Here is a 21806-nt window from a genome sequence, read left to right on the forward strand (position 1 = left end):
CGCATGACGCAGCAGCCTTTCTCCCGTCCCGGCGCGATCGACCTCTCGGCCCTCAAGCGGCCGCCGACGCCTCCGGCGGGCGCCCCGGGTCCAGGTGCCGGTGCCAGCGGGGGAGCAACCGCAGGGGCGGCGTACTCGGTGACCGTGACCGAGCAGAACTTCCAGGAGATCATCGAGTCGTCGATGACGGCGCCGGTCCTGCTGGCCTTCTTCTCCCGCGCCCGGATGCCCGAGAGCGCGCAGATGGCCGAGGACCTGGCCACCTTGTCGGGTGAGTTCGGGGGCAACTTCCTCGCCGGACTGATCGACATCGACGACTCGCCGCAGATCGCCCAGGCCGTCCAGGTCCCCTCGGTGCCGTACGTCGTGGCCGTGCTCGACGGGCGGCCCGCCCCGCTGCTGCAGGACGTCGTACCGATCGACGAGTTGCGTACGGCGCTGACCCAGGTGATGCAACAGCTCGCCACCCAGGGGATGAATGGTCGCCACCAACCGCGCGGAGCCGCTCCGGTCGAGGACGCCGACCAGGAGCCCGAGGCCGACCCGAGGTACGCCGCAGCGCAGGAAGCGCTCGCCGCCAACGACATCGAGGGAGCCGTGGCGGAGTACCAGAAACTCGTCACCGCCAACCCCGCCGACGGTGAGGCCGTAGCCGGACTCGCCATGGCCAAGATGTTGCACCGCACCCAGGGCGCCGACCTCAACGCGGCCCGCGAAGCCGCCGCGGCGGACCCCGACGACGTGGGCAAGCAGACGCTGGTGGCCGATCTCGACCTGCTCGGTGGACACGTCGAGGACGCCTTCGTCCGGCTCATCGAACTCGTACGACGCACCTCGGACGCCGATCGCACGGCGGCCCGGGAGCACCTCCTGAGCCTGTTTGCCGCGGTGGGTAACGAGGATCCCCGGGTCCTGAAGGCTCGTCAGGGTCTCGCCTCAGCGCTGTTCTGATCCCTCATGGTCACCGGTGCGGGCTACCTGCGGCGAGGCTTCGCGACGTGGCGCACCCGACCCGGCCTGATGCTGTTCGGGGCGATCCCGGCGCTGGTGGTCTTCGTTGCGCTCGTGGCGGCGCTGGTCGTGCTGGGGATGAATCTCGGCGGTCTCGTCGCGTGGCTCACGCCGTTCGCCGACGGTCTACCTGACCTACTGCGACAGGTGCTGCGTTTCCTGCTCGGAGCGTTGCTGCTGTACGCCGGGGTGATGCTGGCCACCGTGTCGTTCACCGGGCTCACCCTGTTGGTCGGCGACCCGTTCTACGAACGGATCTGGTCCGAGACCGAACGCACGCTCACCGGTCGGGTGCCCGATCACGACTACGGGTTCTGGGTCTCGCTGAGGGACACCGTGCGGCTGATCGCCCTCGGTGTGGCCACGACACTGCTGGTGGTCCTGATCGGTCTGCTCCCGGTCCTCGGCGCAGGCGCGGCCCTGGTCATCGGGGTCATCGCCTCAGGCCGGTTGTTGGCGGCTGAACTCCTGGGCCGACCACTGGCGGCGCGTGGCCTGGACCGGGTCGCCCGCGGCGAACTGCTCCGCTCCCACCGAGCCCCGGTCCTGGGTTTCGGGGCCGCCACCCAGGTGCTGTTCCTGATCCCGCTGGGCGCCGTGGTGGCGATGCCTGCCGCGGTGGTGGGGGCCACGATGCTGGCGCACGACCTGACGTCGTACGGCGCCGCCTCGCCGCCGCGGCGTACGCAACCACCTCGTCCCTGACCGGTCGACGCACGCGGGCAGCCATCCCTTGACCGCGGTCAAGGCCGACCCGACTCCGTGTACGACGCACGCTGCTCCGGATCGACCAGATTGGCGACAGCCGTCTCGACCCGCCGCGCGGTGAAGTCGGTCGCCTTTGCGCGGACCTGCTCCGGCGTACACCAGTGAGCGGCCTTGATCTCGCGCGCCTGTTCGACCACGGCCTCGATGATCGACGCGTCGTGCACGCCTCCGTCGAAGACCAGACACAGCGCGTCATCCCACCCTCCCCATGGTGGGAGCCAGTCGGTCAGCACCAGCGGCCCTGCCGGAATCTGCAGGGCGAGCTCCTCCTCGACCTCGCGGGTCACCGCTGACTGCGGGCCCTCGCCGATCTCGACGACCCCACCGGGCAGATCCCAATCCTGCTTGTAGGTCAACTCGCACATCAGGACCCGATCGTCCGGGTCGCGGATCAGCATCTGAGCGATCGCCCGTTTGCGGGGTAGGAAGGAGTTGAGCAGGGCCCGGAAGCCCCCGGGCTCATGGACGGGGGTGTCGGTGGCCAGGCGTGCGTAGACGACCAGGTCGCTGTCGACCCCGCGCATCACGCCCTCGCGACGCATCCCCGACCAGGTGGCGATCCGTTGTCCGCCCTCGTCGTCCACGCCGATGTGGGCCTCGACCCGCTGATGATCGGTGAGTGCTCGAGCGACCTGCCGACGGACCACGTCGACATTCTCCCCGGCGGGCCAGGAGATCCTGGCGACGTTGGTGGAGACGTGCTCGATGCGCGTTGTGCCGGTGTCCGCAGGGGAGGGGCTCGTCTGATCGCTCACACCTCCCACCCTAATGACGACCCGACAACGAGCCACCGCGGAGGGAGCGAGGAGGGAGCCGAACCGGGTGGGTACCCCATGAACCCATCCGAATCGACCCCCAGCCTCGAACAACGTTCGTCGCCACCGGTGGACCGGATGGGTGCCGATCAACGCCGGTTAGCCGGACACGGTTCCCTCAACACCGACGGGGGCGGCACAATGCGTGCAGATCCACCACCAGACCGAAGATAGGGAGCCCGATGACGGAGTTCGTACGGTTGGAGGTGGCCGACGGCGTCGGCACCATCCGCCTCGACCGACCCAAGATGAACGCACTGGATGTCCAGGTGCAAGAGGAGATCCGGCAGATCGCCGCCGAGGCGACTGATCGCGACGACGTGAAGGCTGTCGTGGTGTACGGCGGCGAGCGGGTCTTCGCTGCTGGCGCCGACATCAAGGAGATGGCGGACATGTCGTACGTCGACATGGTCAAGCGCTCCGGTGCTCTGCAGTCGGCGTTCACCGCCGTGGCCCGCATTCCGAAGCCGACCATCTCCGCGGTCACCGGGTACGCACTGGGCGGCGGTTGCGAGTTGGCGCTGTGCACCGACCTGCGCATCGCCGCGGACAACGCGACCTTCGGCCAGCCCGAGATCCTGCTCGGCATCATCCCGGGCGCCGGTGGCACCCAGCGGTTGACCCGACTGATCGGACCCAGCAAGGCCAAGGACCTGATCTTCACCGGTCGGTTCGTCAAGGCCGACGAGGCGCTGGCGATCGGCCTGGTCGATCGCGTGGTCCCTGCAGCGGACGTCTACTCCGAGGCGCTGGCCTGGGCGGCTCAGTTCACCGGGGCCGCGTCGTACGCGCTGCGTGCCGCGAAGGAGAGCATCGACCGTGGCCTGGAAGTGGATCTGGACACGGGCCTGGAAATCGAGCGTCAGCAGTTCGCTGCGCTCTTCGCCACCGAGGACCGAGCGATTGGCATGTCGTCGTTCAATGAGAACGGTCCCGGCAAAGCAGAGTTCGTGGGAAGGTAACGCCACTATGTCTGATTCTGACTCCACCACTGAGAAGTCCAAGTCCGCCCGCCGGGCCCCGGACGTTCGCCAGGCGCGCACGCTCCTGGCCCGCATCGTCGGCGCCGTGCTGGCGCTCTTCGCCGGTGTACTGGCGCTCGCGGCGCTGCTCATCGTCCTCGAGGCGAACCTCGACAACAGCCTCATCCGGTTCATCGGCGACTTCGCCAACGCCGTCGACCTGGGTGTCTTCGATCTCGACAACCCGATCAAGGAGTTCGGCGGCGGCACTCCGGACTCGGGTGACCTGAAGAAGATCGCCCTGCTCAACTACGGTCTGGGCGCCATCGTCTACCTGATCGCGAGCAGGGTGGCCGACCGGGCCATCCGCCCCTGATCGACCAGATGTGAGGCAGTCCACGCTGTGAGGTAGTCCACCCCATAGTCTCGAACGGTTGTGCGGTTCACGCGGTAACGTCATCATGACGGCAAATCGCCGCAGATCGCGCCCAGCCGTCGGATCAGCCCTTGTCCCCGTAACAAGTCCAGCTATCACCCACTGCACAGGAGGGGCCGTCCAGGCCACACCACCATGAACATTGTTGTCTGTGTGAAGTACGTGCCCGACGCCACCGGCGACCGCCGGTTCGAGTCGGACAACACCGTTGATCGCGTTGGCGTCGACGGATTGCTCTCCGAGCTAGACGAGTACGCCGTCGAGCAGGCCCTGGTTCTCAAGGAGAAGGCCGAGGACCCCACCACGGTGAAGGTCACGGCGCTCTGCGTGGGCCCCGAGAAGGCGGTGGATGCGGTCCGCAAGGCCCTGCAGATGGGTGCCGACGAGGGCGTCCTGGTCACCGACGAGGCGATCGCCGGATCTGACGCCATCGCGACCTCGCTCGTGTTGGCGAAGGCGGTCGAAAAGATCGGTACCCCCGACGTGATCATGTGTGGCATGGCGTCGACCGACGCCGAGATGTCCGTCGTACCCGCCATGCTCGCTGAGCGGCTCGACCTGCCCCAGGTCACCCTGGCCTCGGTCATCGAGTCCCAGGGCGACCAGGTTCGCGTCAAGCGCGACGGCGACACCGCGACCCAGGTCATCGGGGCCACCATGCCTCTGGTGCTCTCGGTCACCGACCAGACCGGTGAGGCGCGCTACCCCTCCTTCAAGGGCATCATGGCCGCGAAGAAGAAGCCGCTGGAGACCTACGCGCTGAGCGACCTCGGGGTCGACGCCAGTGAGGTCGGCCTGTCCGTCGCCTGGAGCGAGGTCACCGAGACCACCGCGCGCCCGCCGCGCGAGGCCGGCGAGATCGTCAAGGACGAGGACGGATCTGGCGCCAAGGCGCTGACCGACTTCCTCGCCGCCAAGAAGTTCATCTGACCGGCCCCGGCCGATAACAGAGTGCCCACAGAGACTTAGGAGAATTCGAGAACATGTCTGAAGTTCTGGTGCTCATCGACCACGTCGACGGAGCCGTCCGCAAGCCGACCTACGAACTGCTCACCCTGGCCGCGCGCCTGGGCGAGCCGTCCGCAGTCTTCATCGGTCCCGCCGACAAGGCCGCTGGTGCGGCTGAGGCGGTCAAGAAGTACGGCGCCGCGAAGGTCTACACGATCGACGACGCCGAGATCAAGGGCTACCTCGTGGCCCCGCAGGCCGAGGCGCTCCAGCAACTCGCGGAGAAGACCTCGCCGGCCGCGATCCTCATCCCCTCCTCCATGGAGGGCAAGGAGGTCGCCGGTCGACTGGCGATCAAGCTGAAGTCCGGCCTGATCACCGACGCCACCGACGTGCAGGAGGGCCCGGTGACGACCCAGTCGGTCATGGCCGGAAACTTCACCGTCCAGGCCAAGGTCACCACCGGTACGCCGATCATCACGGTCAAGCCGAACTCGGCCGCCCCCGTGGAGGCCGACGGCGCCGGCGCCGTGGAGGAGTTCGCCGTGACGATCTCCGACTCGGCCAAGAAGGCCCAGATCGTGGCCACGCAGCCCCGCAAGGCCAGCGGTCGCCCGGAGCTCTCCGAGTCCGCCATCGTCGTCTCCGGTGGTCGCGGAACGGGTGGCAACTTCGAGCCCGTCGAGAACCTCGCCGACGCGCTCGGTGCAGCCCTCGGTGCCTCGCGTGCCGCGGTCGACTCCGGCTGGGTGCCCCACAGCTACCAGATCGGCCAGACCGGCAAGACGGTCTCGCCGCAGTTGTACCTCGCCAGTGGCATCTCCGGTGCGATCCAGCACCGGGCCGGCATGCAGACCTCCAAGACCATCATCGCGGTCAACAAGGACGACGAGGCTCCCATCTTCGAGCTCGTCGACCTCGGCATCGTCGGGGACCTGCACACGGTGCTCCCCACCGCCACCGAGGAGATCAACAAGCGCAAGGGCTGATGCTCACGAACACCCCGTTTCCGGTTCGCCGGAGACGGGGTGTTTTGCGTCAACCGGAGACGGCAGCGGCGATCGCGGGCAGGAGGACGTCGTACCCCTCGCCGGTGAGGTGGACGCCGTCGTCGAGGAACGCCCGGCCGCCCAGAGGAGCCAGCAGTTCCGGGGTCCTGACGATCTCGGCGCCAACCGCAGTGGCGAGCCGCTCGACGGTTTCGGAGTACGCCGCGATCTGTTCGGGCGGGAAGTCCGGTCCGGTGTCGCCGATGCGTCCCTCGTCGGTGCCCGGTGAGGTGACGACCACCAACCGTGCGACCTCCAGGTCGCCGAGGAAAGCACCCAACGACTCCTCGAAACTCCGACGATCTATCGGCCGCCACTGGGCTGCGTCGTTGGTGCCGATGGAGACCACGACGAGGTCGGTCGGCCGTAGCTGCGCGGCTTCCGCCTGCTGGTGGAGGTCGACGGCGATGGAGCCACCGATCGCGAGGTTCGCGATCTCCACCGACTCATCGAGCGAACCCCTCAGCCGCGGGAGGTCGTTCTGGACCTTGGCAAGGTGACTGTCGCCGAGTAGGACGATGCGCATGCGGTCACAGTAGGCCACTATTCTGCGCCCATGACCGACGACGTACTGGCCGTTGCCGCGCGGGCCCGGGAGGCCTCCTACGAGCTGGCGCAGGCCACGCGCGCCGAGAAGGACGCGGCGCTCCTAGTGATGGCCACCGCCCTGATCGAGCGGTCGCCGGAGATCCTCGCCGCCAACGCCGAGGACGTGGCCAGGGCGGAGGCGAACCAGACGCCGGGCAACATCATCGACCGACTGCGGTTGGACGAGCAACGCATCGGTGCGATGGCCCAGGGCCTGCGCGATGTGGCGGGACTTCCTGATCCCGTGGGGGAGGTGGTCCGGGGAAGCACCCTGGCCAACGGGTTGGAGCTTCGACAGGTGCGGGTGCCGTTCGGGGTGGTCGGAATCATCTACGAGGCGCGACCCAACGTCACCGCCGACGCAGCCGGAATCTGCGTGAAGTCCGGCAACGCGGTGTTGTTGCGGGGTAGCTCGAGTGCTCGCTCCAGCAATGCAGCCATCGTCGAGGTCCTGCGCGATGCGGCAGCTGCGTCGGGGCTGGTCGCCGACGCCATCCAGCTGGTTCCCGGGGACTCACACGAATCGGTGAAGGCACTCATGCGGGCGCGCGGTCACGTCGACGTCCTGATCCCGCGCGGGGGAGCCGGACTGATCCGGTCGGTCGTCGAGGAGTCGACGGTCCCCGTGATCGAGACCGGGGTCGGCAACTGTCATGTGTACGTCGACGCCGCGGCCGATCTGGAGCGAGCCCTGGCGATCGTGCTCAACTCCAAGACCCACCGCACCAGCGTGTGCAACTCCGCGGAGTCGCTGCTGGTCCACGCCGACCTGCTCGACACCTTCGTGCCGCGCGTGGTCGAAGCCCTGCAGGACGCGGGCGTGACCGTGCACGGTGACCCGGCGTTCGCCGTTCACGAGGGAGTCCTTCCCGCGACCGAGGAGGACCACGAGCGGGAGTACCTCTCCTGGGACATCAGCGCCGCCGTCGTCCCGGATCTGAACGGGGCCATCGCCCACATCCGGCGCTACTCCAGTGGGCACACCGACGCCATCGTGACCGAGGACCAGCGCGCGGCCCGCCGCTTCGTGGCCTCGGTCGACTCGGCGGCGGTGTTGGTCAACGCCTCGACCCGCTTCACCGACGGCGGTGAGTTCGGCTTCGGCGCGGAGATCGGGATCAGCACCCAGAAGCTGCACGCTCGGGGCCCGATGGGGCTGCCGGAGATGACCTCGACGAAATACGTCGTCACCGGGGAGGGACACGTCCGCTGAGGAGCCAGGACGCTCCGCTAGTTTGCTGCCATGAGCGGTAGTCATGGGTGAGACGCGGGCGATCCACGCGGACGCGTCGATGGAGCGTCTGTGGACCGGGGCCACCGTCATCACCTTCGCCCGAACTCTGGCGAGCCTGGCGCTGTGTCTGACCGCGGCGTACACCGAGAGCCTGACGCTGCTGGTCGTCGGTCTGGGGGTCTACTGGGTCGGTGACATGGCCGACGGCGCCTACGCGCGGCTGCGTGATTGCGAGACCCGCATCGGCGCGGTGATGGACATGTTGTGCGACCGGGCCAACTGCGCTGCGTTCTACCTGGGCCTGGCCTGGCTCCAACCCGAGATGGCGTTGCCCGTCGGGGTCTACCTCTTCGAGTTCATGGTCATCGACGCCTATTTGTCCTTGGCGTTCCTGGCCTGGCCGATTCGCAGTCCCAACTACTTCTACGCCATCGACAAGCGGATCTTCGACTGGAACTGGTCCAAACCGGCCAAGGCCGTCAACTCGGCTTTGTTCGCCGTACTCCTGCTGGTCACCGGATGGTGGCAACTCGGACTTGTCATCGCGCTTGGATTGCTTGTGCTCAAGTGTGTCTCGCTGAAGTGGTTGTTCGATCTCGGGGTTCCGGTGCCCGAGCGGACCCGGGTCTGACTCGCCGATGGAACTGGTGCTCGGGACCCTGGCCTTCAGCTTCGGGTCGGCGCTGCTGCCCTTCCTGAACGTCGAGCTCTACCTCGCGGGGGTCGGCATCGCCGGCGGGGGAGCATTGGCCATCGCCTTCGTGGCGGCCGTGGGGCAGCTGTTCGGCAAGCTCATCTGGTACGAAATCGCCCGCCGTGGCGTGGACAGCGACTGGGCGCAGAAGAAGCTGAGCCGCCCCAAGGTCAGGGCGAGTTACGACCGCTGGGCCGAGCGACTCTCCGAGCGGCCGTGGTACGCCGCGCTGATCCTTTTTGCCGCGGCGTCGATCGGACTCCCGCCGCTTCTGGTGATGTCGGCGGTCGCGGGGGCGCTCAAGGTGCCGATGTGGGTCTTCATCCCCACGGTCCTGATCGGGCGGACCCTGCGTTTCTGGGCCATCCTGGTGGGTGTGGAGTCGATGTTTGTCTGAGAGGACAGTAGGATCAGCGCCATGCTGTTGAGCCAGATCTCCCTCCTCGTCGTCCGGGCCTCCGAAGAGGCCGAGGAGTTAGCCGTCAGTCCGTTGCTGGTCTTCGCGATCGCGATGGTGATCTTGATGGTTCTGCTGGGGGCCACCGTCGCCTTCGGCGGGGGACGAGACCACAGCTGAGCACCTCATCCGGCGCCGCCGAGACACGTCGGCGTCGTGTCGGGGTCATGGGTGGCACCTTCGATCCGATCCACCACGGTCACCTGGTGGCGGCCTCCGAGGTGCAGTCCTGGTTCGACCTCGACGAGGTCATTTTCGCGCCGACGGGCGATCCGTGGCAGAAGGCCGATCGCAACGTGTCGCCAGCCGAGCACCGCTATCTCATGACTGTCGTAGCGACGGCGGCCAACCCCAGGTTCACCGTCAGCCGGGTCGACATCGACCGCGAGGGTCCGACGTACACGACCGACACGCTGCGGGATCTGGGCGCCGCGATGCCGGACGCCGACCTCTACTTCATCACCGGTGCCGACGCCCTGACCGACATCTTTTCCTGGCGCAACGCCGATGAACTCTTTGCTCTGGCCCAGTTCGTCGGGTGTACCCGCCCCGGCTACGACATGCCACCTGAGACAGTGGAATCGATCCCGGCGGACCGGATCACCCTGATCGAGATCCCGGCGCTGGCCATCTCCTCCTCCGACGTGCGAGAACGCCAGCGCCGTGGAGACCCGGTCTGGTACCTCGTGCCGGACGGGGTCGTCCAATACATCACCAAGCACAACCTCTATCTCCGCCAAGCAAGCGACACACCAAGCGACCAATCAAGCGACAGGGATGTTCGATGACTGCCACCGACCACGCGATCGAACTCGTGGAGGCCGCCGCACGCGCGGCCTCGGACAAACTAGCGACCAACATCATCGCCTTCGACGTCAGCGAGCAGTTGGCGATCACCGACGCGTTCCTCGTTGCCTCCGGATCCAACGACCGCCAGGTGAAGGCGATCGTGGAAGAGGTGGAGGACAAGCTCCGCGAGATCGGCTCGAAGCCGATCCGGCGTGAAGGACACCGTGACGGACGGTGGGTGCTGATCGACTACGGCGAGATCGTGGTGCACATCCAGCACACCGAGGAGCGTGAGTTCTACGCCCTCGAGCGGCTCTGGCGCGACTGCCCGGCCATCACGTTGCCCGACGATGTGACGTCTCCCCAGCAGTGACGTTCGCGGTACCGCAGGGTCGCCGGCTGGTCCTGCTCCGGCACGGGCGCACCGCGTGGAACCACGCCAAGCGGGTTCAGGGACAGACCGATGTGTCCCTCGACGACGAGGGTGTCCGGCAAGCCGCGAGCGCGGCACCCATCATCTCCGGGTTCGGGCCGGTTCGATTGTGGTGTTCGGACCTCCTACGGGCTCGCCTGACGGTGGAGCCGTTGGCGCAGCTGACGGGTCTGGAGCCGACCTACGACCGACGGTTGCGTGAGTTCACCCTCGGTTCGCGCGAAGGGCTCACCCATGAGGAGTACGCCGACCTCGCGCCCGATGAGTTCGTCCGGTTCCGGGCGGGCGACTTCGACGCGGTGCCGGACGGCGAACGCACGTCCGAGGTGCGCTCGCGGATGGTGGACGTCCTCACCGAGGCCCTGGGCTCGCTGCAGCCGGGGGAGACCGGCGTCGTGGTGTCACACGGCGCCGCGGTCCGCGTGGCCACCGCCGCGATGCTCGGTTGGGCCGACGATCAGTTCCACTCGCTGCGGGGCCTGGACAACTGCGGTTGGGCGGTTCTCGAGGATCACCCGGTCGTCCCGGGGCTGAAGCTGTCGGCGTACAACCGGGCCGTGACCGGCTGAACCGTCACCAAACCGGACCCCGATTGGCTTGGCCGATCCGGGTTGGCTAGTATTCCGCGAGTTGCTTACGGGCAGCGGTTCGGGGCTGTGGCGCAGCTGGTAGCGCATCTGCATGGCATGCAGAGGGTCAGGGGTTCGAGTCCCCTCAGCTCCACCGAATCACCAATACGAGGCCATGTCAGGGTCCTAGAAATAGGAAGCTGACATGGCCTTTGTTCATTTTAGGGGCGAACACGATCGGTTCTGCGGTTTCCGAGCCGCGCGGCCCAGATCGCCGTCCGACCGGTCCCGGGCCCCGCGACGTGTCCGCCCGTCAGCGACGTGCGCCTTCCGTAGTCTGGTGCGATGGGACTCTCCGCTCGACCCTCGTGGGGCAGGCTGTGTGGAGCCACTGCGATGGCGCTCACTCTCACTCTTTCGGCGTGTGGGGGTGGAGGCTCGGCGCCCGATGGGGCAGGTGCTGCAGCTGAGGAGAGCCGCGCAGACGACGCTTCGCAGTCGCCGGGATTCGCACCCTTGGAGGTCCGCCTAAACGGGACGGGCTACTCCTACGCGCTGCCCCAGGAGTGGCAGGACTTCACCTCCAGCGTGGCGGACACCGCCTCACCGGCCGCCGACACCGTGACCGGTTCGAGCGAGGTGTTGCAGGGCGCGAGCGCGCTCCTGATCGTCAGGCGCACGTCCGTCGAGGACTCGCCCGATCTGAGGGCCGACCGAGCCGCCGTACGAGCTGCTCTGCGGGAGGACTTCAACACCGAACTCGACGGACCCATCACCAACTCTCCCGCGCGCAAGATCGGCGGCGAGCAAGCCTTCGGCCTGACGGTTCGCTTGGCCGTGCGGGACGACGTGCAGATCAGCGCCACCTACTGGGTGGTGCGGGTGGGCGGAACCGTCTACCAGTTGGAAGCGGTCACGCGTGCGGACCCGGCCCAGAGCACGAAGAACTTCCAGGCGATCTACGACAGCTGGGAGTGGGGGGAGTAGTTCGTGCGCCGAAGTGCGCTGCTGTCAGGAGACGGACAACTCGTCCCAGTCCACCTCGGCGGTGCGCTTCTTGAACTCGGCGACCAGCCCCGGCCAGTTGGTGGTGATCCGGGATCCGTCGACGTACCAGGAGTCGCAGCCGTTCCACGCCGAGTTGGACAGTCGGTCCTGCATCTCCTTGTCGAAGGCCTCGGCTACGGCCTGCCGGACCTCGACCACCGACGCGCCATCGGCCATCCGGCGGGCGACCTGGGCGATGTAGTCCGCCTGGGCCTCCATCATGTTGATGATCGAAGAGCCGCCGAGGTTGGTGTTCGGGCCGTAGACCATGAAGAGGTTCGGGAATCCGGGAGCCGCCATGCCGAGGTGGGCACGAGCGCCGTCGTCCCAGAACTCGTGCAGGTCGAGCCCGCCGGTGCCGGTCACCTTCATCGGCGCCAGGAACTTCGTCGCGGCGAAGCCGGTGCCCCAGATGATGACGTCAGCCTCGTGCAGACGACCGTCCGCGGTGCGGACGCCCGTGGCCTCGATCGAGGCCACGTGGGCGGTCTCGACGTCCACGTGGTCACGGGCCAGGGCGGGGTACCACTCGTTGGAGAACAGCATCCGCTTGCAGCCGAGTTCGTAGTCGGGGACGAGTTTCGCCCGGAGCGCCGGATCCTTGACCTGTCGACGCAGGTGCAACCGCCAGGCCGTCATCAGGGCCGCGACCATCGGCTTGGTGATCACCGAGTCGCCGGCCAGGGAGCGGTTGAGCAGCTCGCTGAGGTGGAACACGGTCGACCGCTCGCCCTGGAGGAGGGAGGGGAACTTCTCGAAGGCACGCGAATGCCTGGGGGAGTACTCCTGGTCGGGCTTCGGCACGACGTACGGCGCCGAGCGCTGGAACACGGTCATCGAACCGACCTCGTCGGCGATTCCGGGCACGAACTGGATGGCGCTGGCCCCGGTGCCGATGACCGCGACCTTCTTGCCCTTCAGGTCCACGTCGTGGCGCCACTGCGCCGAGTGGAACGCCGGTCCGTCGAAGGTCTCGGTGCCGGGAACGTTGGGGATGATCGGGTTGGACAGTTGGCCGACCGCCGAGATGACCAGATCCGCGTCGTACGTCGTGCCATCGGTCGAGGTGAGGCGCCAGTCGCCGGTGGCCTCGTCGAAGACACAGGTCGCGACCTCCACACCGGTCCGCACGTGCTCGAGGAGGCCTTCCTTCTCGGCAGCCTCCCGCAGGTAGCTCAGGATGTCGGGTTGCTTGGAGTAGCGGCGCTTCCAGGCGGGATTCGTGGCCCAGGACCAGGAGTAGAGCGGCGAGGGGACATCGCAGGCCGCACCCGGGTAGGTGTTGTCCCGCCAGACGCCGCCCACCTCGTCGGCCCGCTCGAGGACGGTGACGTCGGTGACCCCCTGCTTCTTGAGGGCCCGGACTGCGCCCAGGCCTCCGAATCCGGCTCCGATGACGACTACACGAGGGTTCACGCGCAGAATTTAGCCTGACGGGTAAGACCTGTGCTTGATGGGTCACCCCGTGGTCATGGGGTACCGGTGCCTCGCGAACATCACTACGTTCGAATCACCCCACCGCCTGAGGAGCATCCCCATGAAGCACACCGCCGACGTCGCCGTCGACGAGCCGACCGCCAAGGGAGTGGACGAGAAGTCCCTGGCCGGACTGCGCCGCTGGAATCTCGGGCTCACCGTCCTGCACACGCTCCAGGGGATCGCCGTCCTCGTGCTGGCCACCGACTTCGCGATCACGGTTACGACCAGCCTGCCGACGGGACCTCCCGGCACGGCACCGGAGGCGCCAGAAGGATTCTTCGACGTCCGGATCTCGGCGGCGATCGCGGTCTTCCTGTTCCTGGCCGCCCTGGACCACCTGATCACCGCGACCGTGGCCCGCGGCCGCTACGAACGCGACCTTGCCCGCGGGATCAACATGTTCCGCTGGGTGGAGTACTCGTTCAGCGCCACTTTGATGATCGTGCTCATCGCCTTCTACAACGGGATCACCGGATTCAGTGCCCTGGTGGCGATCATCGGGGCCAACGTCTCGATGATCCTCTTCGGCTGGCTCCAGGAGGCGATGAACCCGCCGGGACGCCAGGACACCACCATGCTCCCGTTCTGGTTCGGCACCATCGCCGGGGCAGCCCCCTGGGTCGCGATCGGCTTCAACCTCTTCGCCGCCGAAGAGGTGCCCGGGTTCGTACTCGGGATCTTCGTGTCGCTGTTCATCTTCTTCTCGAGCTTCGCCGTCAACCAGTGGCTGCAGTACCGCGGGATCGGGCGCTGGGCGGACTACGCCTACGGCGAGAAGGTCTACCTCGTGCTCAGCCTCGTCGCGAAGTCCGCGCTGGCCTGGCAGATCTTCGGCGGGTCCCTGGCCGGCTGAGGCAGTATCGCCCGACACCGGACCCACGACAGACGCTCACCGGGATGTCACCGAAACGCACCCTCGGATTCACCCGACACTGGTCGGCTGTGGACATGACCACGACCTCTCGGATCCCGACCGCCGCCCCGATGCCCCTGACCGACATCACTCCCACGAGCCCGACGACGCGGCACGGTTCGCGCAGTCTGATGACCTGTTTCTTCCGCTGCGGAAACGCTTGTGACCACCCGGAGCCGAACCGTAGCGAGAACGGTCACATCCAGGACGAGATCGCCGTTGCCCTGAACCGGCGAGCGCTCCTGACCGGGTCGGCGGTGGTCTCGGGCGCCTTCGTGCTCGCAGGAGCCACCCAAGGACTCGCTGCTGCCGCGGTGGGCGCGGGTTCCAACGATCGACAGGGCGCTGACCTGGCACGCACGTCGTTCCGCCCGGTCGCCCCCAACACCCGCGATGCCGTCACCACCGCGCGCGGCTTCGACCACTCCGTGATCATGCGCTGGGGCGACCGGGTGGTCCCGGGCGCACCCCGGTTCGACGCCTTCAAACAGACCCCGGAGGCCGCCCAGCGGCAGTTCGGCTACAACTGCGACTACGTCGGGGTGTTGCCGCTGCGTAGGAAGGGGGAGGCCCTGCTCGTGGTCAACCACGAGTACACCGACGAGAACCTGATGTTTCCTGCCGACACCTACACCTCCGCAGAGATCAAGCAGATCGCGATGGCCAGCATGGGTCTGTCGGTGGTGCGGATCAAGCAGGGTGCCACCCCCGGCGACTGGAAGCAGGTCCGGTCGCTCAGGCAGGCGCCGCAGAACCGTCGCCTGCATGTGGGCTCCGACTTCCGCCTCGTCGGCCCGGCTGCCGGGGACCCCCGGTTGGTGACCGTTGCCGACCCCAGCGGCCGCCGCGTGCAGGGCACCCTGAACAACTGTGCCGGAGGGATGACGCCGTGGGGAACGGTGCTGTCGGGGGAGGAGAACTTCAACCAGTACTTCGACGCCTCCAACGGCCTCGACCCTCGCTACGCCGACCAATACGCCCGTTACGGGATCAGCGGCAAGGGGAAGGAGTGGAGCGAGGTCGACGAACGGTTCGACCTCAGCGCCCACCCGCACGAGGCGCACCGCTTCGGGTGGATCGTCGAGGTGGACCCGACAGACCCGACCTCCACGCCGCGCAAGCACACCATGTTGGGCCGGTTCAAGCACGAGGGCGCCAACATCGTGATCTCGAAGTACCAGCGTGCCGTCGCCTACATGGGCGATGACGAGCGCGGCGACTATCTCTACCGGTTCGTCTCCGCCGACAAGTACGACCCGGCCAAGACCGCCAAGGCCAGGCGGCACAACATGCGACTGCTCACCAAGGGCACCCTGTACGTCGCCCGGCTCACCGGGGACGGCGCCGACGACGGCATCAACGACGGCAAGGGTCGCTGGATCAAGTTGTGCAGTGACACCCGCTCCTTCGTGCCCGGGATGTCGGTGGCCGACGTCCTGCTGTTTACCCGCCTAGCCGCCGACAAGGTCGGGCCGACGAAGATGGACCGCCCCGAGGACGTGGAGCCCAACCTGGTCAACGGCAAGGTGTACGCCGCCCTGACCAACAACTCCCAACGCGGTTCCACCTTCGCGCCCGACGAGGCGAACCCGGTCACGACCTCGATGGTCCGGTCCGGTCCCGGGCAGCCGTTGGCGCAGGCGTCGGGCAATCGCAACGGCTACGTGCTGGAGATGACTCCTCGGAACGGCAACCATGCCGCCCCCGGGTTCTTGTGGAACCTACTGCTGATCTGTGGCGACCCCGAAGCCGCCGAGACCTACTTCGGGGGTGTCGACAAGTCCACGGTCAGCCCGATCAGCTGCCCCGACAATGTCACCTTCGACGACACCGGAGCCCTGTGGATCTCCACCGACGGCAACGCCTTGGGTGCCAACGACGGCATCTTCCGGGTGCCGACATCAGGCCCTGACCGCGGTCAGGTGCGCCAGTTCGTCACCATGCCGCGCGGCGCTGAGGCATGCGGTCCGTTGATCGCCGACCACAACCGGTCGCTGTTCTTCGCGGTGCAACATCCCGGCGAGATCGACGGCGCGACGTTCGAGGACCAGGCCAGTACCTGGCCGCACACCGACGACTTCCCGCGCCCGTCGGTGTGCGTGGCCTACCGACGTCGGTGACCACCTCGCCGGTTCCCTTGGGTGGAGGTCAGGTGATGGTCATGCCGCCGTCGACCGGCAACGTCTGGCCGGTGATGTAGCCCGACGCGGCCGAGGACAGGAACACCACGGCGGCGGCCAGTTCGGCGGGGTCACCCTTGCGGGCCATGGGAATCCGGGCACCCATGGCGTCGAGGTAACCCTCGGGGTACTGCTCGGTCATCTCCGAGGTGAAGAATCCTGGAGCGATCGCGTTGACCCGGATGCCCTTGCGACCGGTCCACTGCTGGGCCAGGTCGCGGGTCAGGCCGATGAGTCCGGCCTTCGAGGCGGCGTACGCGGCCTGGGGGAGTCCAGCGGTGGTCAACCCCAGGACCGAGGAGATGTTGATGATCGAGGACCCGGGCTGCATCACGCGACCGCAGGCCTGGGCCATCCAATAGCAGCCGTTGAGGTTCACGTCGATGACGCTGCGGAACTGCTCGGGGGTCTCGCGCGTCGCGGGGACCGCGGTCCCCACTCCGGCGTTGTTGACCAGGATGTCGACCCGGCCGAACTCCTCCATCGCGGCGGCGACCAGCGCGGAGCACGAGTCGGGGTCGGCCACGTCCGTGCCCACCGCAAGGGCCCGGCGTCCGGCACTCTCAACCAGTCCTGCGGTGTCGGCGAGTCGATCGATCCGTCGTGCGCCGAGGGCCACATCGGCCCCGGCCTCCGCGAGCCCCTGGGCGAAGGCGACCCCGAGCCCGCTCGAGGCGCCCGTCACGATCGCTACTTTGCCGTCCAGTCGGAACATCTCATCCATAGTCATATCGGACAGACTAAGGGGCGCTGGGAAGCAAGCGTAGGGTCCCTCGCATGCGGACCGACATCAATATCTGGAGCCACGGCGTACGCCTCTCGGCATGGCACTACTCGGCCACCAACGAGGCCCTGACCAACGATGCGGGACGGCCGGTCGTGGTGATGGCACACGGCTTCGGGGCCACCCGCGACGCCGGGTTGACGCCGTTCGCGGAGCATTTCCAGGCCGCAGGGGCAGACGTGGTCATCTTCGACTACCGCGGGTTCGGTGCCTCCGAGGGCCAGCCCCGTCAGCGCGTCGACCACCGGCGCCATCGGGAGGACTACCGAGCGGTGATCCAGTACGCCCGCACGATGGCCGGCGTGGACCCCGACCGCGTCGTACTGTGGGGCAGCTCCTACTCCGGCGGTCACGTCGTCGCCGTGGCGGCGCAGGACCCACGCATCGCGGCCGTCATCTCCCAGGGCGCAGCGATGGACGGACTCGCAGCGGTCCTCCAGATCCTCCAGTACGCCGGCCCGCTCCAACTCCTTCGGCTGACCGGGCACTCGCTTCTCGACCTGGGCCGCGCCGCTCTGCGCCGCGAGCCGCACACGATCCCCATCGTGGGACCGCCGGGCTCCCTGGCCGCGATCACCTCGGACGATGGCGAGTCCGGTTACTCCCTGATCATGGGCCCGACGTTCGAGAACCGGATGCTTGCCCGAGGCATCCTGCCGATCCTGATGAACCGACCGGTCAGCGTGGCGGACAAACTGCACATGCCCTTGATGCTGGTCGTCGCCGCGCAGGACAGCATTGCCCCGCCCTCCGCAGTGGAGAAGGTCGCTCAACGGGCCCAGGGCGCGGTGCACGTGGAGCGGATGGACATCGGTCACTTCGAGATTTATGAAGGCGAGCCGTTCGAGAAGTCCGTCGCTGCGCAGGTCGCGTTCCTCAGCGAGGCCGTCGCACCTCATCCATCTCACCGAACTACTGACACAACGAGCTGAAATAGCCTCGAATCGACCGTTCTGGTCGCATTTAGGTCCGTTCGCTCAGTAGTTCGGCGGCCACCGCTGACCCGACCGGGCACTGCGGTGGGCCGGTCCGCCCGCCGAGCGCTATCGTGGGGCCATGAACACCGCGCCGCTGCACCTTGACCAGCCGTACTGATCCTTCGACGATCCGTACGGCCACCCCTCCCGTGCGAGGGGTTTTTTCATGTCAGCAGCACGTAGAGCACAGATCGCACACGGAAGAGGAACCCGATGACCGAGCCCACCGGCCCCACCAGCACCGGCGAGGAGCAGGCGACGTACGACGTCGTCGCGACCCAGGACAAGTGGCTGCCGGTCTGGGAGGAGCTCGACCCGTTCCGTGCGGGCAGCGGCCCCGAGGGCGCCGAGAAGAAGTACGCGCTGACGATGTTCCCCTACCCGAGCGGGGACCTGCACATGGGTCACGCCGAGGTGATGGCGCTGCACGACGTGCTGGCCCGCTACTGGTGGCAGAGGGGGTACGACGTCCTCAACCCCATCGGCTGGGACTCCTTCGGGCTGCCGGCCGAGAACGCCGCGATCAAGCGCGACGAGAACCCGGCGGTCTTCACCTACGCGAACATCGAGACCCAGGCCGACTCGTTCAAGCGCTACGGCATCTCCTTCGACTGGTCGCGCCGACTGAACACCTCCGACCCCGAGTACTACCGCTGGACCCAGTGGCTGTTCCTGAAGTTCCGGGAGCAGGGCCTGGCCTATCGCAAGTTCTCGCCGGTGAACTGGTGCCCCAACGACCAGACGGTGTTGGCCAACGAGCAGGTCGTGGCCGGAGCCTGCGAGCGTTGCGGCGCCGAGGTCACCAAACGTGAGCTGAGCCAGTGGTACTTCAAGATCACCGACTACGCCCAGCGTCTGCTCGACGACATGATCCCGCTGGAGGACACCTGGCCCTCCAAGGTGCTGGCCATGCAGCGCAACTGGATCGGACGCTCCGAGGGCGCGCACGTCGACTTCCGCGTCGTCGCGACCGACCGGGATCTCGAACCCATCCGCGTCTTCACCACGCGTCCGGACACCCTGTTCGGGGCGACGTTCATGGTCGTCGCGGCCGACGCGAAAATGGCCGCCGAGATCTGCGCACCCGAGCGTGCCCAGGCGCTCGAGGACTACCGCGCCGAGGTCAAGAAGGCCTCCGACATCGACCGCCTGGCCACCGACCGGCCCAAGACCGGCGTGGATCTGGGGGTACGGGCCGTCAACCCGGTCACCGGCGCCGAGATCCCGATCTGGGCCTCCGACTACGTCCTGGCCGACTACGGCACCGGCGCGATCATGGCCGTCCCCGGTCAGGATCAGCGCGACTGGGAGTTCGCCAAGAAGTTCGGTCTCCCGATCGTCCGCACCGTCGAGCCCACCGAGGGCATCGAGGCCTTCGAGGCCGACGGAGGCGAGGCGTACGTCGGCACCGGACCGGCCATCAACTCCGCCAACGCCGAGGTATCGGTCGACGGGCTGGAGATCGAGGAGGCCAAGGCCGCCATCATCGACTGGCTCGAGGCCAAGGGCACCGGCACCCGCACGATCAACTTCCGCCTGCGCGACTGGCTGCTGAGCCGCCAGCGCTACTGGGGTGCGCCGATCCCGATCATCCACTGCGACACGTGCGGCGAGGTCCCGGTCCCCGAGGACCAGTTGCCTGTCGTCCTGCCTGATCTGAAGGGGTCCGACCTCAAGCCGAAGGGGGTCTCGCCGTTGGCGGCCGCCGAGGACTGGGTCAATGTCGACTGCCCGTCGTGCGGGGCGCCGGCAAAGCGGGACAGCGACACGATGGACACCTTCGTCGACTCGAGCTGGTACTTCTTCCGCTACTGCTCCCCGCAGTTCACCGAGGGCCCCTTCGATCCGCAGGCCGTGCGCGACTGGATGCCCGCCGCCCAGTACGTCGGTGGGGTCGAGCACGCGATCCTGCACCTGCTCTACAGCCGCTTCTTCACCAAGGTGCTCAACGACCTGGGCATGATCGACTTCGCCGAGCCCTTCTCGGCGCTGCTGAACCAGGGCGAGGTCATCAACGAGGGCCGGGGGATGAGCAAGTCCCTGGGCAACGGGGTCGACCTGAGCACGACCATCGATGAGTTCGGGGTCGACGCGGTCCGGCTCACCATGGTGTTCGCGGGACCGCCCGAGGCGGACATCGACTGGGCGGACATGTCCCCTGGTGGAGCGCTGAAGTTCCTGACCCGAGCCTGGCGCCTGTCCGGTGACGTCACCTCCGAGGCCGGCGTCTCGCCGGATGCTGGCGATGTCGGGCTGCGCAGGGCCACGCACAAGACCATCCACGAGTGCGAGGGACTGCTGGAGATCCAGCGGTTCAACGTCGTGGTGGCGCGCACCATGGAGTTGGTCAACGTCACCCGCAAGGCCATCGACTCGGGCTGCGGCCCGGCCGACCCCGCGGTGCGTGAGGCCGTCGAGGCGGTTGCGATTGTGCTGTCCCTCGTCGCGCCGTACACCGCCGAGGAGATGTGGGAGAGGCTCGGACACGAGCCGACGGTGGCGCGTGCCGGCTGGCCTGCCGTCGACGAGACGTTGCTCGTGGAGGAGACGGTCACCGCCATCGTCCAGATCCAGGGCAAGGTCAGGGCCCGCCTGGAGGTGGCCACCGACATCAGTGAGTCCGACCTCGAAGCGCTGGCCCTCGGCGACGAAACGGTTCAGCGCGCCGTGGACGGGCGGGAGATCCGCAAGGTGATCGTTCGGGTGCCGAAGCTGGTCAATATCGTCGTGTGATCGGCCCAGTGGGGCGAGCCCGATACTCTTCGCCCCATGCCGATCGCCGTGGTCACCGATTCGACCGCCAGTCTCCCCGCTGAGGTCGCGGCGGAGCACCGCATCCGTGTCGTCCCCCTGCAGGTGGTGATCGGGGCGGAGTCCTACGACGAGGGCAGCGAACACGCGACGCCCGAGCGGGTCGCTGATGCGCTGCGGGAGTACCGGCCGGTCAGCACCTCAAGGCCGGCACCCGCTGCACTCCTGGAGGCCTATGAGGAAGCCGCCTCGATGGGGGCCCGGCAGATCGTCAGCGTGCACCTGTCCGGCGACATGAGCGGAACCTTCGAAGCCGCCCAACTGGCTGCCCGTGACGCCTCGGTGCGGGTGCTGTGCGTAGACACCCGACAGGTCGGGGTGGCGACCGGTTACGCGGCGTTGGCGGCTGCCCAAGCCATCGGAGAGGGTCGCTCGGTCGACGATGCAGCGGACGCCGCCGAACGGCGTGCGGCCGCGTGCTCGTCGCTGTTCTACGTCGACACGCTGGAGTACCTGCGACGCGGGGGCCGCATCGGAGCCGCCGCCGCGCTGTTCGGCGGGGCGCTGGCCGTCAAACCCCTGCTCCAGATCGAGGACGGGGTCGTGGGCTCGCTGGAGAAGGTGCGGACCTCCGGTCGGGCGCTGGCCCGCCTGGAGGAACTGGCCGTGCGTGCCGCCGAGGAGGCCGACGGTGGACAGGTCGACGTGTGCGTGGCCCACCTGGCCAATCCCGAACGCGCCGACCAACTCACCGAGCGTCTCACCGAGCGGTTGGCCGACAACCTGTCGGGCCGCGACGTCTGGTGTGGCGAACTGGGCGCCGTACTCGGTGCTCACGTCGGGCCGGGCATGATCGCGGTGTGCGTGGCGCCTCGACGCTACTGATCGGTGACTGACAGGTGACTGACCGGGGCCCGCGGTC

Annotated in this window: 22 protein-coding genes, 1 tRNA gene and 1 pseudogene; 20 read left to right on the forward strand and 4 right to left on the reverse strand. The window is 67.7% G+C overall.

The features are described from left to right. Positions 1-3 precede the first annotated feature (3 nt). The gene (locus tag ACYVLV_RS09955; protein ID WP_460809560.1) at positions 4-951 is read left to right on the forward strand and encodes a co-chaperone YbbN; all 948 of its coding nucleotides are present in this window, start codon (positions 4-6) and stop codon (positions 949-951) included. Between the two features lie 6 nt (positions 952-957). Next, complete coding sequence (locus ACYVLV_RS09960) at positions 958-1716, forward strand: EI24 domain-containing protein (protein WP_460809562.1); 759 nt, start codon at positions 958-960, stop codon at positions 1714-1716. A gap of 38 nt (positions 1717-1754) precedes the next feature. Here the strand turns inward: ACYVLV_RS09960 and ACYVLV_RS09965 are convergent, their stop codons facing one another. Further along, positions 1755-2534, reverse strand: coding sequence for an NUDIX domain-containing protein (locus ACYVLV_RS09965; protein WP_460809563.1), 780 nt, complete (start codon positions 2532-2534; stop codon positions 1755-1757). Between the two features lie 242 nt (positions 2535-2776). Here ACYVLV_RS09965 and ACYVLV_RS09970 point away from each other — a divergent pair, with 242 nt between their 5' ends. From ACYVLV_RS09970 to ACYVLV_RS09985, 4 genes are all read left to right on the forward strand, one after another. Further along, positions 2777-3556, forward strand: coding sequence for an enoyl-CoA hydratase/isomerase family protein (locus ACYVLV_RS09970; protein WP_460809564.1), 780 nt, complete (start codon positions 2777-2779; stop codon positions 3554-3556). A gap of 7 nt (positions 3557-3563) precedes the next feature. Further along, positions 3564-3932 (forward strand): hypothetical protein, encoded by a 369-nt coding sequence (locus ACYVLV_RS09975; RefSeq protein WP_460809565.1) that lies wholly within the window; start codon positions 3564-3566, stop codon positions 3930-3932. Positions 3933-4145: 213 nt separating this feature from the next. Then, the gene (locus tag ACYVLV_RS09980) at positions 4146-4922 is read left to right on the forward strand and encodes an electron transfer flavoprotein subunit beta/FixA family protein (RefSeq protein WP_460809567.1); all 777 of its coding nucleotides are present in this window, start codon (positions 4146-4148) and stop codon (positions 4920-4922) included. Between the two features lie 53 nt (positions 4923-4975). After that, positions 4976-5929: an electron transfer flavoprotein subunit alpha/FixB family protein gene (locus ACYVLV_RS09985; protein ID WP_460809569.1), complete on the forward strand. Its 954-nt coding sequence runs from the start codon at positions 4976-4978 to the stop codon at positions 5927-5929. A 49-nt stretch (positions 5930-5978) separates the two neighbouring features. Here ACYVLV_RS09985 and ACYVLV_RS09990 read toward each other — a convergent pair whose 3' ends face one another. After that, the gene (locus ACYVLV_RS09990; RefSeq protein WP_460809570.1) at positions 5979-6515 is read right to left on the reverse strand and encodes an SGNH/GDSL hydrolase family protein; all 537 of its coding nucleotides are present in this window, start codon (positions 6513-6515) and stop codon (positions 5979-5981) included. 15 nt (positions 6516-6530) lie between these two features. Here ACYVLV_RS09990 and ACYVLV_RS09995 point away from each other — a divergent pair. From ACYVLV_RS09995 to ACYVLV_RS10035, 9 genes and pseudogenes are all read left to right on the forward strand, one after another. Continuing rightward, a pseudogene (locus ACYVLV_RS09995) lies at positions 6531-7790 on the forward strand (glutamate-5-semialdehyde dehydrogenase); the annotation flags it as partial. 43 nt (positions 7791-7833) lie between these two features. Continuing rightward, positions 7834-8442, forward strand: a complete 609-nt coding sequence (locus ACYVLV_RS10000) for a CDP-alcohol phosphatidyltransferase family protein (RefSeq protein ID WP_460809572.1) — start codon at positions 7834-7836, stop codon at positions 8440-8442. Between the two features lie 7 nt (positions 8443-8449). Further along, on the forward strand, positions 8450-8902 hold the full coding sequence (locus ACYVLV_RS10005; protein ID WP_460809574.1) for a VTT domain-containing protein: 453 nt from the start codon (positions 8450-8452) through the stop codon (positions 8900-8902). A 21-nt stretch (positions 8903-8923) separates the two neighbouring features. Further along, positions 8924-9082: a hypothetical protein gene (locus ACYVLV_RS10010; protein ID WP_460809575.1), complete on the forward strand. Its 159-nt coding sequence runs from the start codon at positions 8924-8926 to the stop codon at positions 9080-9082. Beyond that, complete coding sequence (nadD, locus tag ACYVLV_RS10015; protein WP_460809649.1) at positions 9079-9750, forward strand: nicotinate-nucleotide adenylyltransferase; 672 nt, start codon at positions 9079-9081, stop codon at positions 9748-9750. The genes ACYVLV_RS10010 and nadD overlap by 4 nt, the downstream gene beginning before the upstream one ends. Further along, on the forward strand, positions 9747-10124 hold the full coding sequence (rsfS, locus tag ACYVLV_RS10020) for a ribosome silencing factor (protein WP_460809577.1): 378 nt from the start codon (positions 9747-9749) through the stop codon (positions 10122-10124). The genes nadD and rsfS overlap by 4 nt, the downstream gene beginning before the upstream one ends. Then, positions 10121-10753 (forward strand): histidine phosphatase family protein, encoded by a 633-nt coding sequence (locus ACYVLV_RS10025; RefSeq protein ID WP_460809579.1) that lies wholly within the window; start codon positions 10121-10123, stop codon positions 10751-10753. Before rsfS ends, ACYVLV_RS10025 begins: the two co-directional genes overlap by 4 nt. Before the next feature lie 81 nt (positions 10754-10834). Further along, a tRNA-Ala gene (locus ACYVLV_RS10030) sits at positions 10835-10907 on the forward strand. Positions 10908-11269: 362 nt separating this feature from the next. Beyond that, positions 11270-11740: a hypothetical protein gene (locus tag ACYVLV_RS10035; RefSeq protein ID WP_460809581.1), complete on the forward strand. Its 471-nt coding sequence runs from the start codon at positions 11270-11272 to the stop codon at positions 11738-11740. 24 nt (positions 11741-11764) lie between these two features. On the opposite strand, the gene ACYVLV_RS10040 is transcribed toward ACYVLV_RS10035, so the two are convergent. Next, positions 11765-13216: a flavin-containing monooxygenase gene (locus tag ACYVLV_RS10040; protein ID WP_460809583.1), complete on the reverse strand. Its 1452-nt coding sequence runs from the start codon at positions 13214-13216 to the stop codon at positions 11765-11767. Positions 13217-13337: 121 nt separating this feature from the next. On the opposite strand from ACYVLV_RS10040, the gene heR reads away from it, so the two are divergent. Together heR and ACYVLV_RS10050 are read left to right on the forward strand one after the other, a co-directional pair. Continuing rightward, positions 13338-14132, forward strand: a complete 795-nt coding sequence (gene heR / locus ACYVLV_RS10045) for a heliorhodopsin HeR (RefSeq protein ID WP_460809585.1) — start codon at positions 13338-13340, stop codon at positions 14130-14132. Positions 14133-14227: 95 nt separating this feature from the next. Next, positions 14228-16312, forward strand: a complete 2085-nt coding sequence (locus ACYVLV_RS10050; RefSeq protein ID WP_460809589.1) for a PhoX family protein — start codon at positions 14228-14230, stop codon at positions 16310-16312. Between the two features lie 28 nt (positions 16313-16340). On the opposite strand, the gene ACYVLV_RS10055 is transcribed toward ACYVLV_RS10050, so the two are convergent. Continuing rightward, positions 16341-17102, reverse strand: coding sequence for an SDR family NAD(P)-dependent oxidoreductase (locus ACYVLV_RS10055; RefSeq protein WP_460809590.1), 762 nt, complete (start codon positions 17100-17102; stop codon positions 16341-16343). Between the two features lie 47 nt (positions 17103-17149). On the opposite strand from ACYVLV_RS10055, the gene ACYVLV_RS10060 reads away from it, so the two are divergent. The 3 genes from ACYVLV_RS10060 (at position 17150) to ACYVLV_RS10070 (ending at position 21769) form a co-directional block, all read left to right on the forward strand. Further along, complete coding sequence (locus ACYVLV_RS10060; protein WP_460809593.1) at positions 17150-18088, forward strand: alpha/beta hydrolase; 939 nt, start codon at positions 17150-17152, stop codon at positions 18086-18088. A 258-nt stretch (positions 18089-18346) separates the two neighbouring features. Beyond that, positions 18347-20866, forward strand: coding sequence for a leucine--tRNA ligase (leuS, locus tag ACYVLV_RS10065; RefSeq protein WP_460809595.1), 2520 nt, complete (start codon positions 18347-18349; stop codon positions 20864-20866). Between the two features lie 36 nt (positions 20867-20902). Next, entirely contained in the window at positions 20903-21769 is an 867-nt protein-coding gene (locus ACYVLV_RS10070) for a DegV family protein (protein WP_460809598.1), read from the forward strand. The last annotated feature ends 37 nt before the right edge of the window (positions 21770-21806 follow it).

The sequence above is a fragment of the Nocardioides salsibiostraticola genome, assembly GCF_054783655.1.

Excerpts from the sequence above, each read along its gene's own strand:
- ACYVLV_RS09955 (WP_460809560.1), top strand. The coding sequence starts at position 4 with ATGACGCAGCAGCCTTTCTCCCGTCCCGGCGCGATCGACCTCTCGGCC.
- ACYVLV_RS09960 (WP_460809562.1), top strand. The coding sequence starts at position 958 with ATGGTCACCGGTGCGGGCTACCTGCGGCGAGGCTTCGCGACGTGGCGC.
- ACYVLV_RS09970 (WP_460809564.1), top strand. The coding sequence starts at position 2,777 with ATGACGGAGTTCGTACGGTTGGAGGTGGCCGACGGCGTCGGCACCATC.
- ACYVLV_RS09975 (WP_460809565.1), top strand. The coding sequence starts at position 3,564 with ATGTCTGATTCTGACTCCACCACTGAGAAGTCCAAGTCCGCCCGCCGG.
- ACYVLV_RS09985 (WP_460809569.1), top strand. The coding sequence starts at position 4,976 with ATGTCTGAAGTTCTGGTGCTCATCGACCACGTCGACGGAGCCGTCCGC.
- ACYVLV_RS09990 (WP_460809570.1), bottom strand. The coding sequence starts at position 6,515 with ATGCGCATCGTCCTACTCGGCGACAGTCACCTTGCCAAGGTCCAGAAC.
- ACYVLV_RS10000 (WP_460809572.1), top strand. The coding sequence starts at position 7,834 with ATGGGTGAGACGCGGGCGATCCACGCGGACGCGTCGATGGAGCGTCTG.
- ACYVLV_RS10005 (WP_460809574.1), top strand. The coding sequence starts at position 8,450 with ATGGAACTGGTGCTCGGGACCCTGGCCTTCAGCTTCGGGTCGGCGCTG.
- ACYVLV_RS10010 (WP_460809575.1), top strand. The coding sequence starts at position 8,924 with ATGCTGTTGAGCCAGATCTCCCTCCTCGTCGTCCGGGCCTCCGAAGAG.
- rsfS (WP_460809577.1), top strand. The coding sequence starts at position 9,747 with ATGACTGCCACCGACCACGCGATCGAACTCGTGGAGGCCGCCGCACGC.
- heR (WP_460809585.1), top strand. The coding sequence starts at position 13,338 with ATGAAGCACACCGCCGACGTCGCCGTCGACGAGCCGACCGCCAAGGGA.
- ACYVLV_RS10050 (WP_460809589.1), top strand. The coding sequence starts at position 14,228 with ATGACCACGACCTCTCGGATCCCGACCGCCGCCCCGATGCCCCTGACC.
- ACYVLV_RS10055 (WP_460809590.1), bottom strand. The coding sequence starts at position 17,102 with ATGACTATGGATGAGATGTTCCGACTGGACGGCAAAGTAGCGATCGTG.
- ACYVLV_RS10060 (WP_460809593.1), top strand. The coding sequence starts at position 17,150 with ATGCGGACCGACATCAATATCTGGAGCCACGGCGTACGCCTCTCGGCA.
- leuS (WP_460809595.1), top strand. The coding sequence starts at position 18,347 with ATGACCGAGCCCACCGGCCCCACCAGCACCGGCGAGGAGCAGGCGACG.
- ACYVLV_RS10070 (WP_460809598.1), top strand. The coding sequence starts at position 20,903 with ATGCCGATCGCCGTGGTCACCGATTCGACCGCCAGTCTCCCCGCTGAG.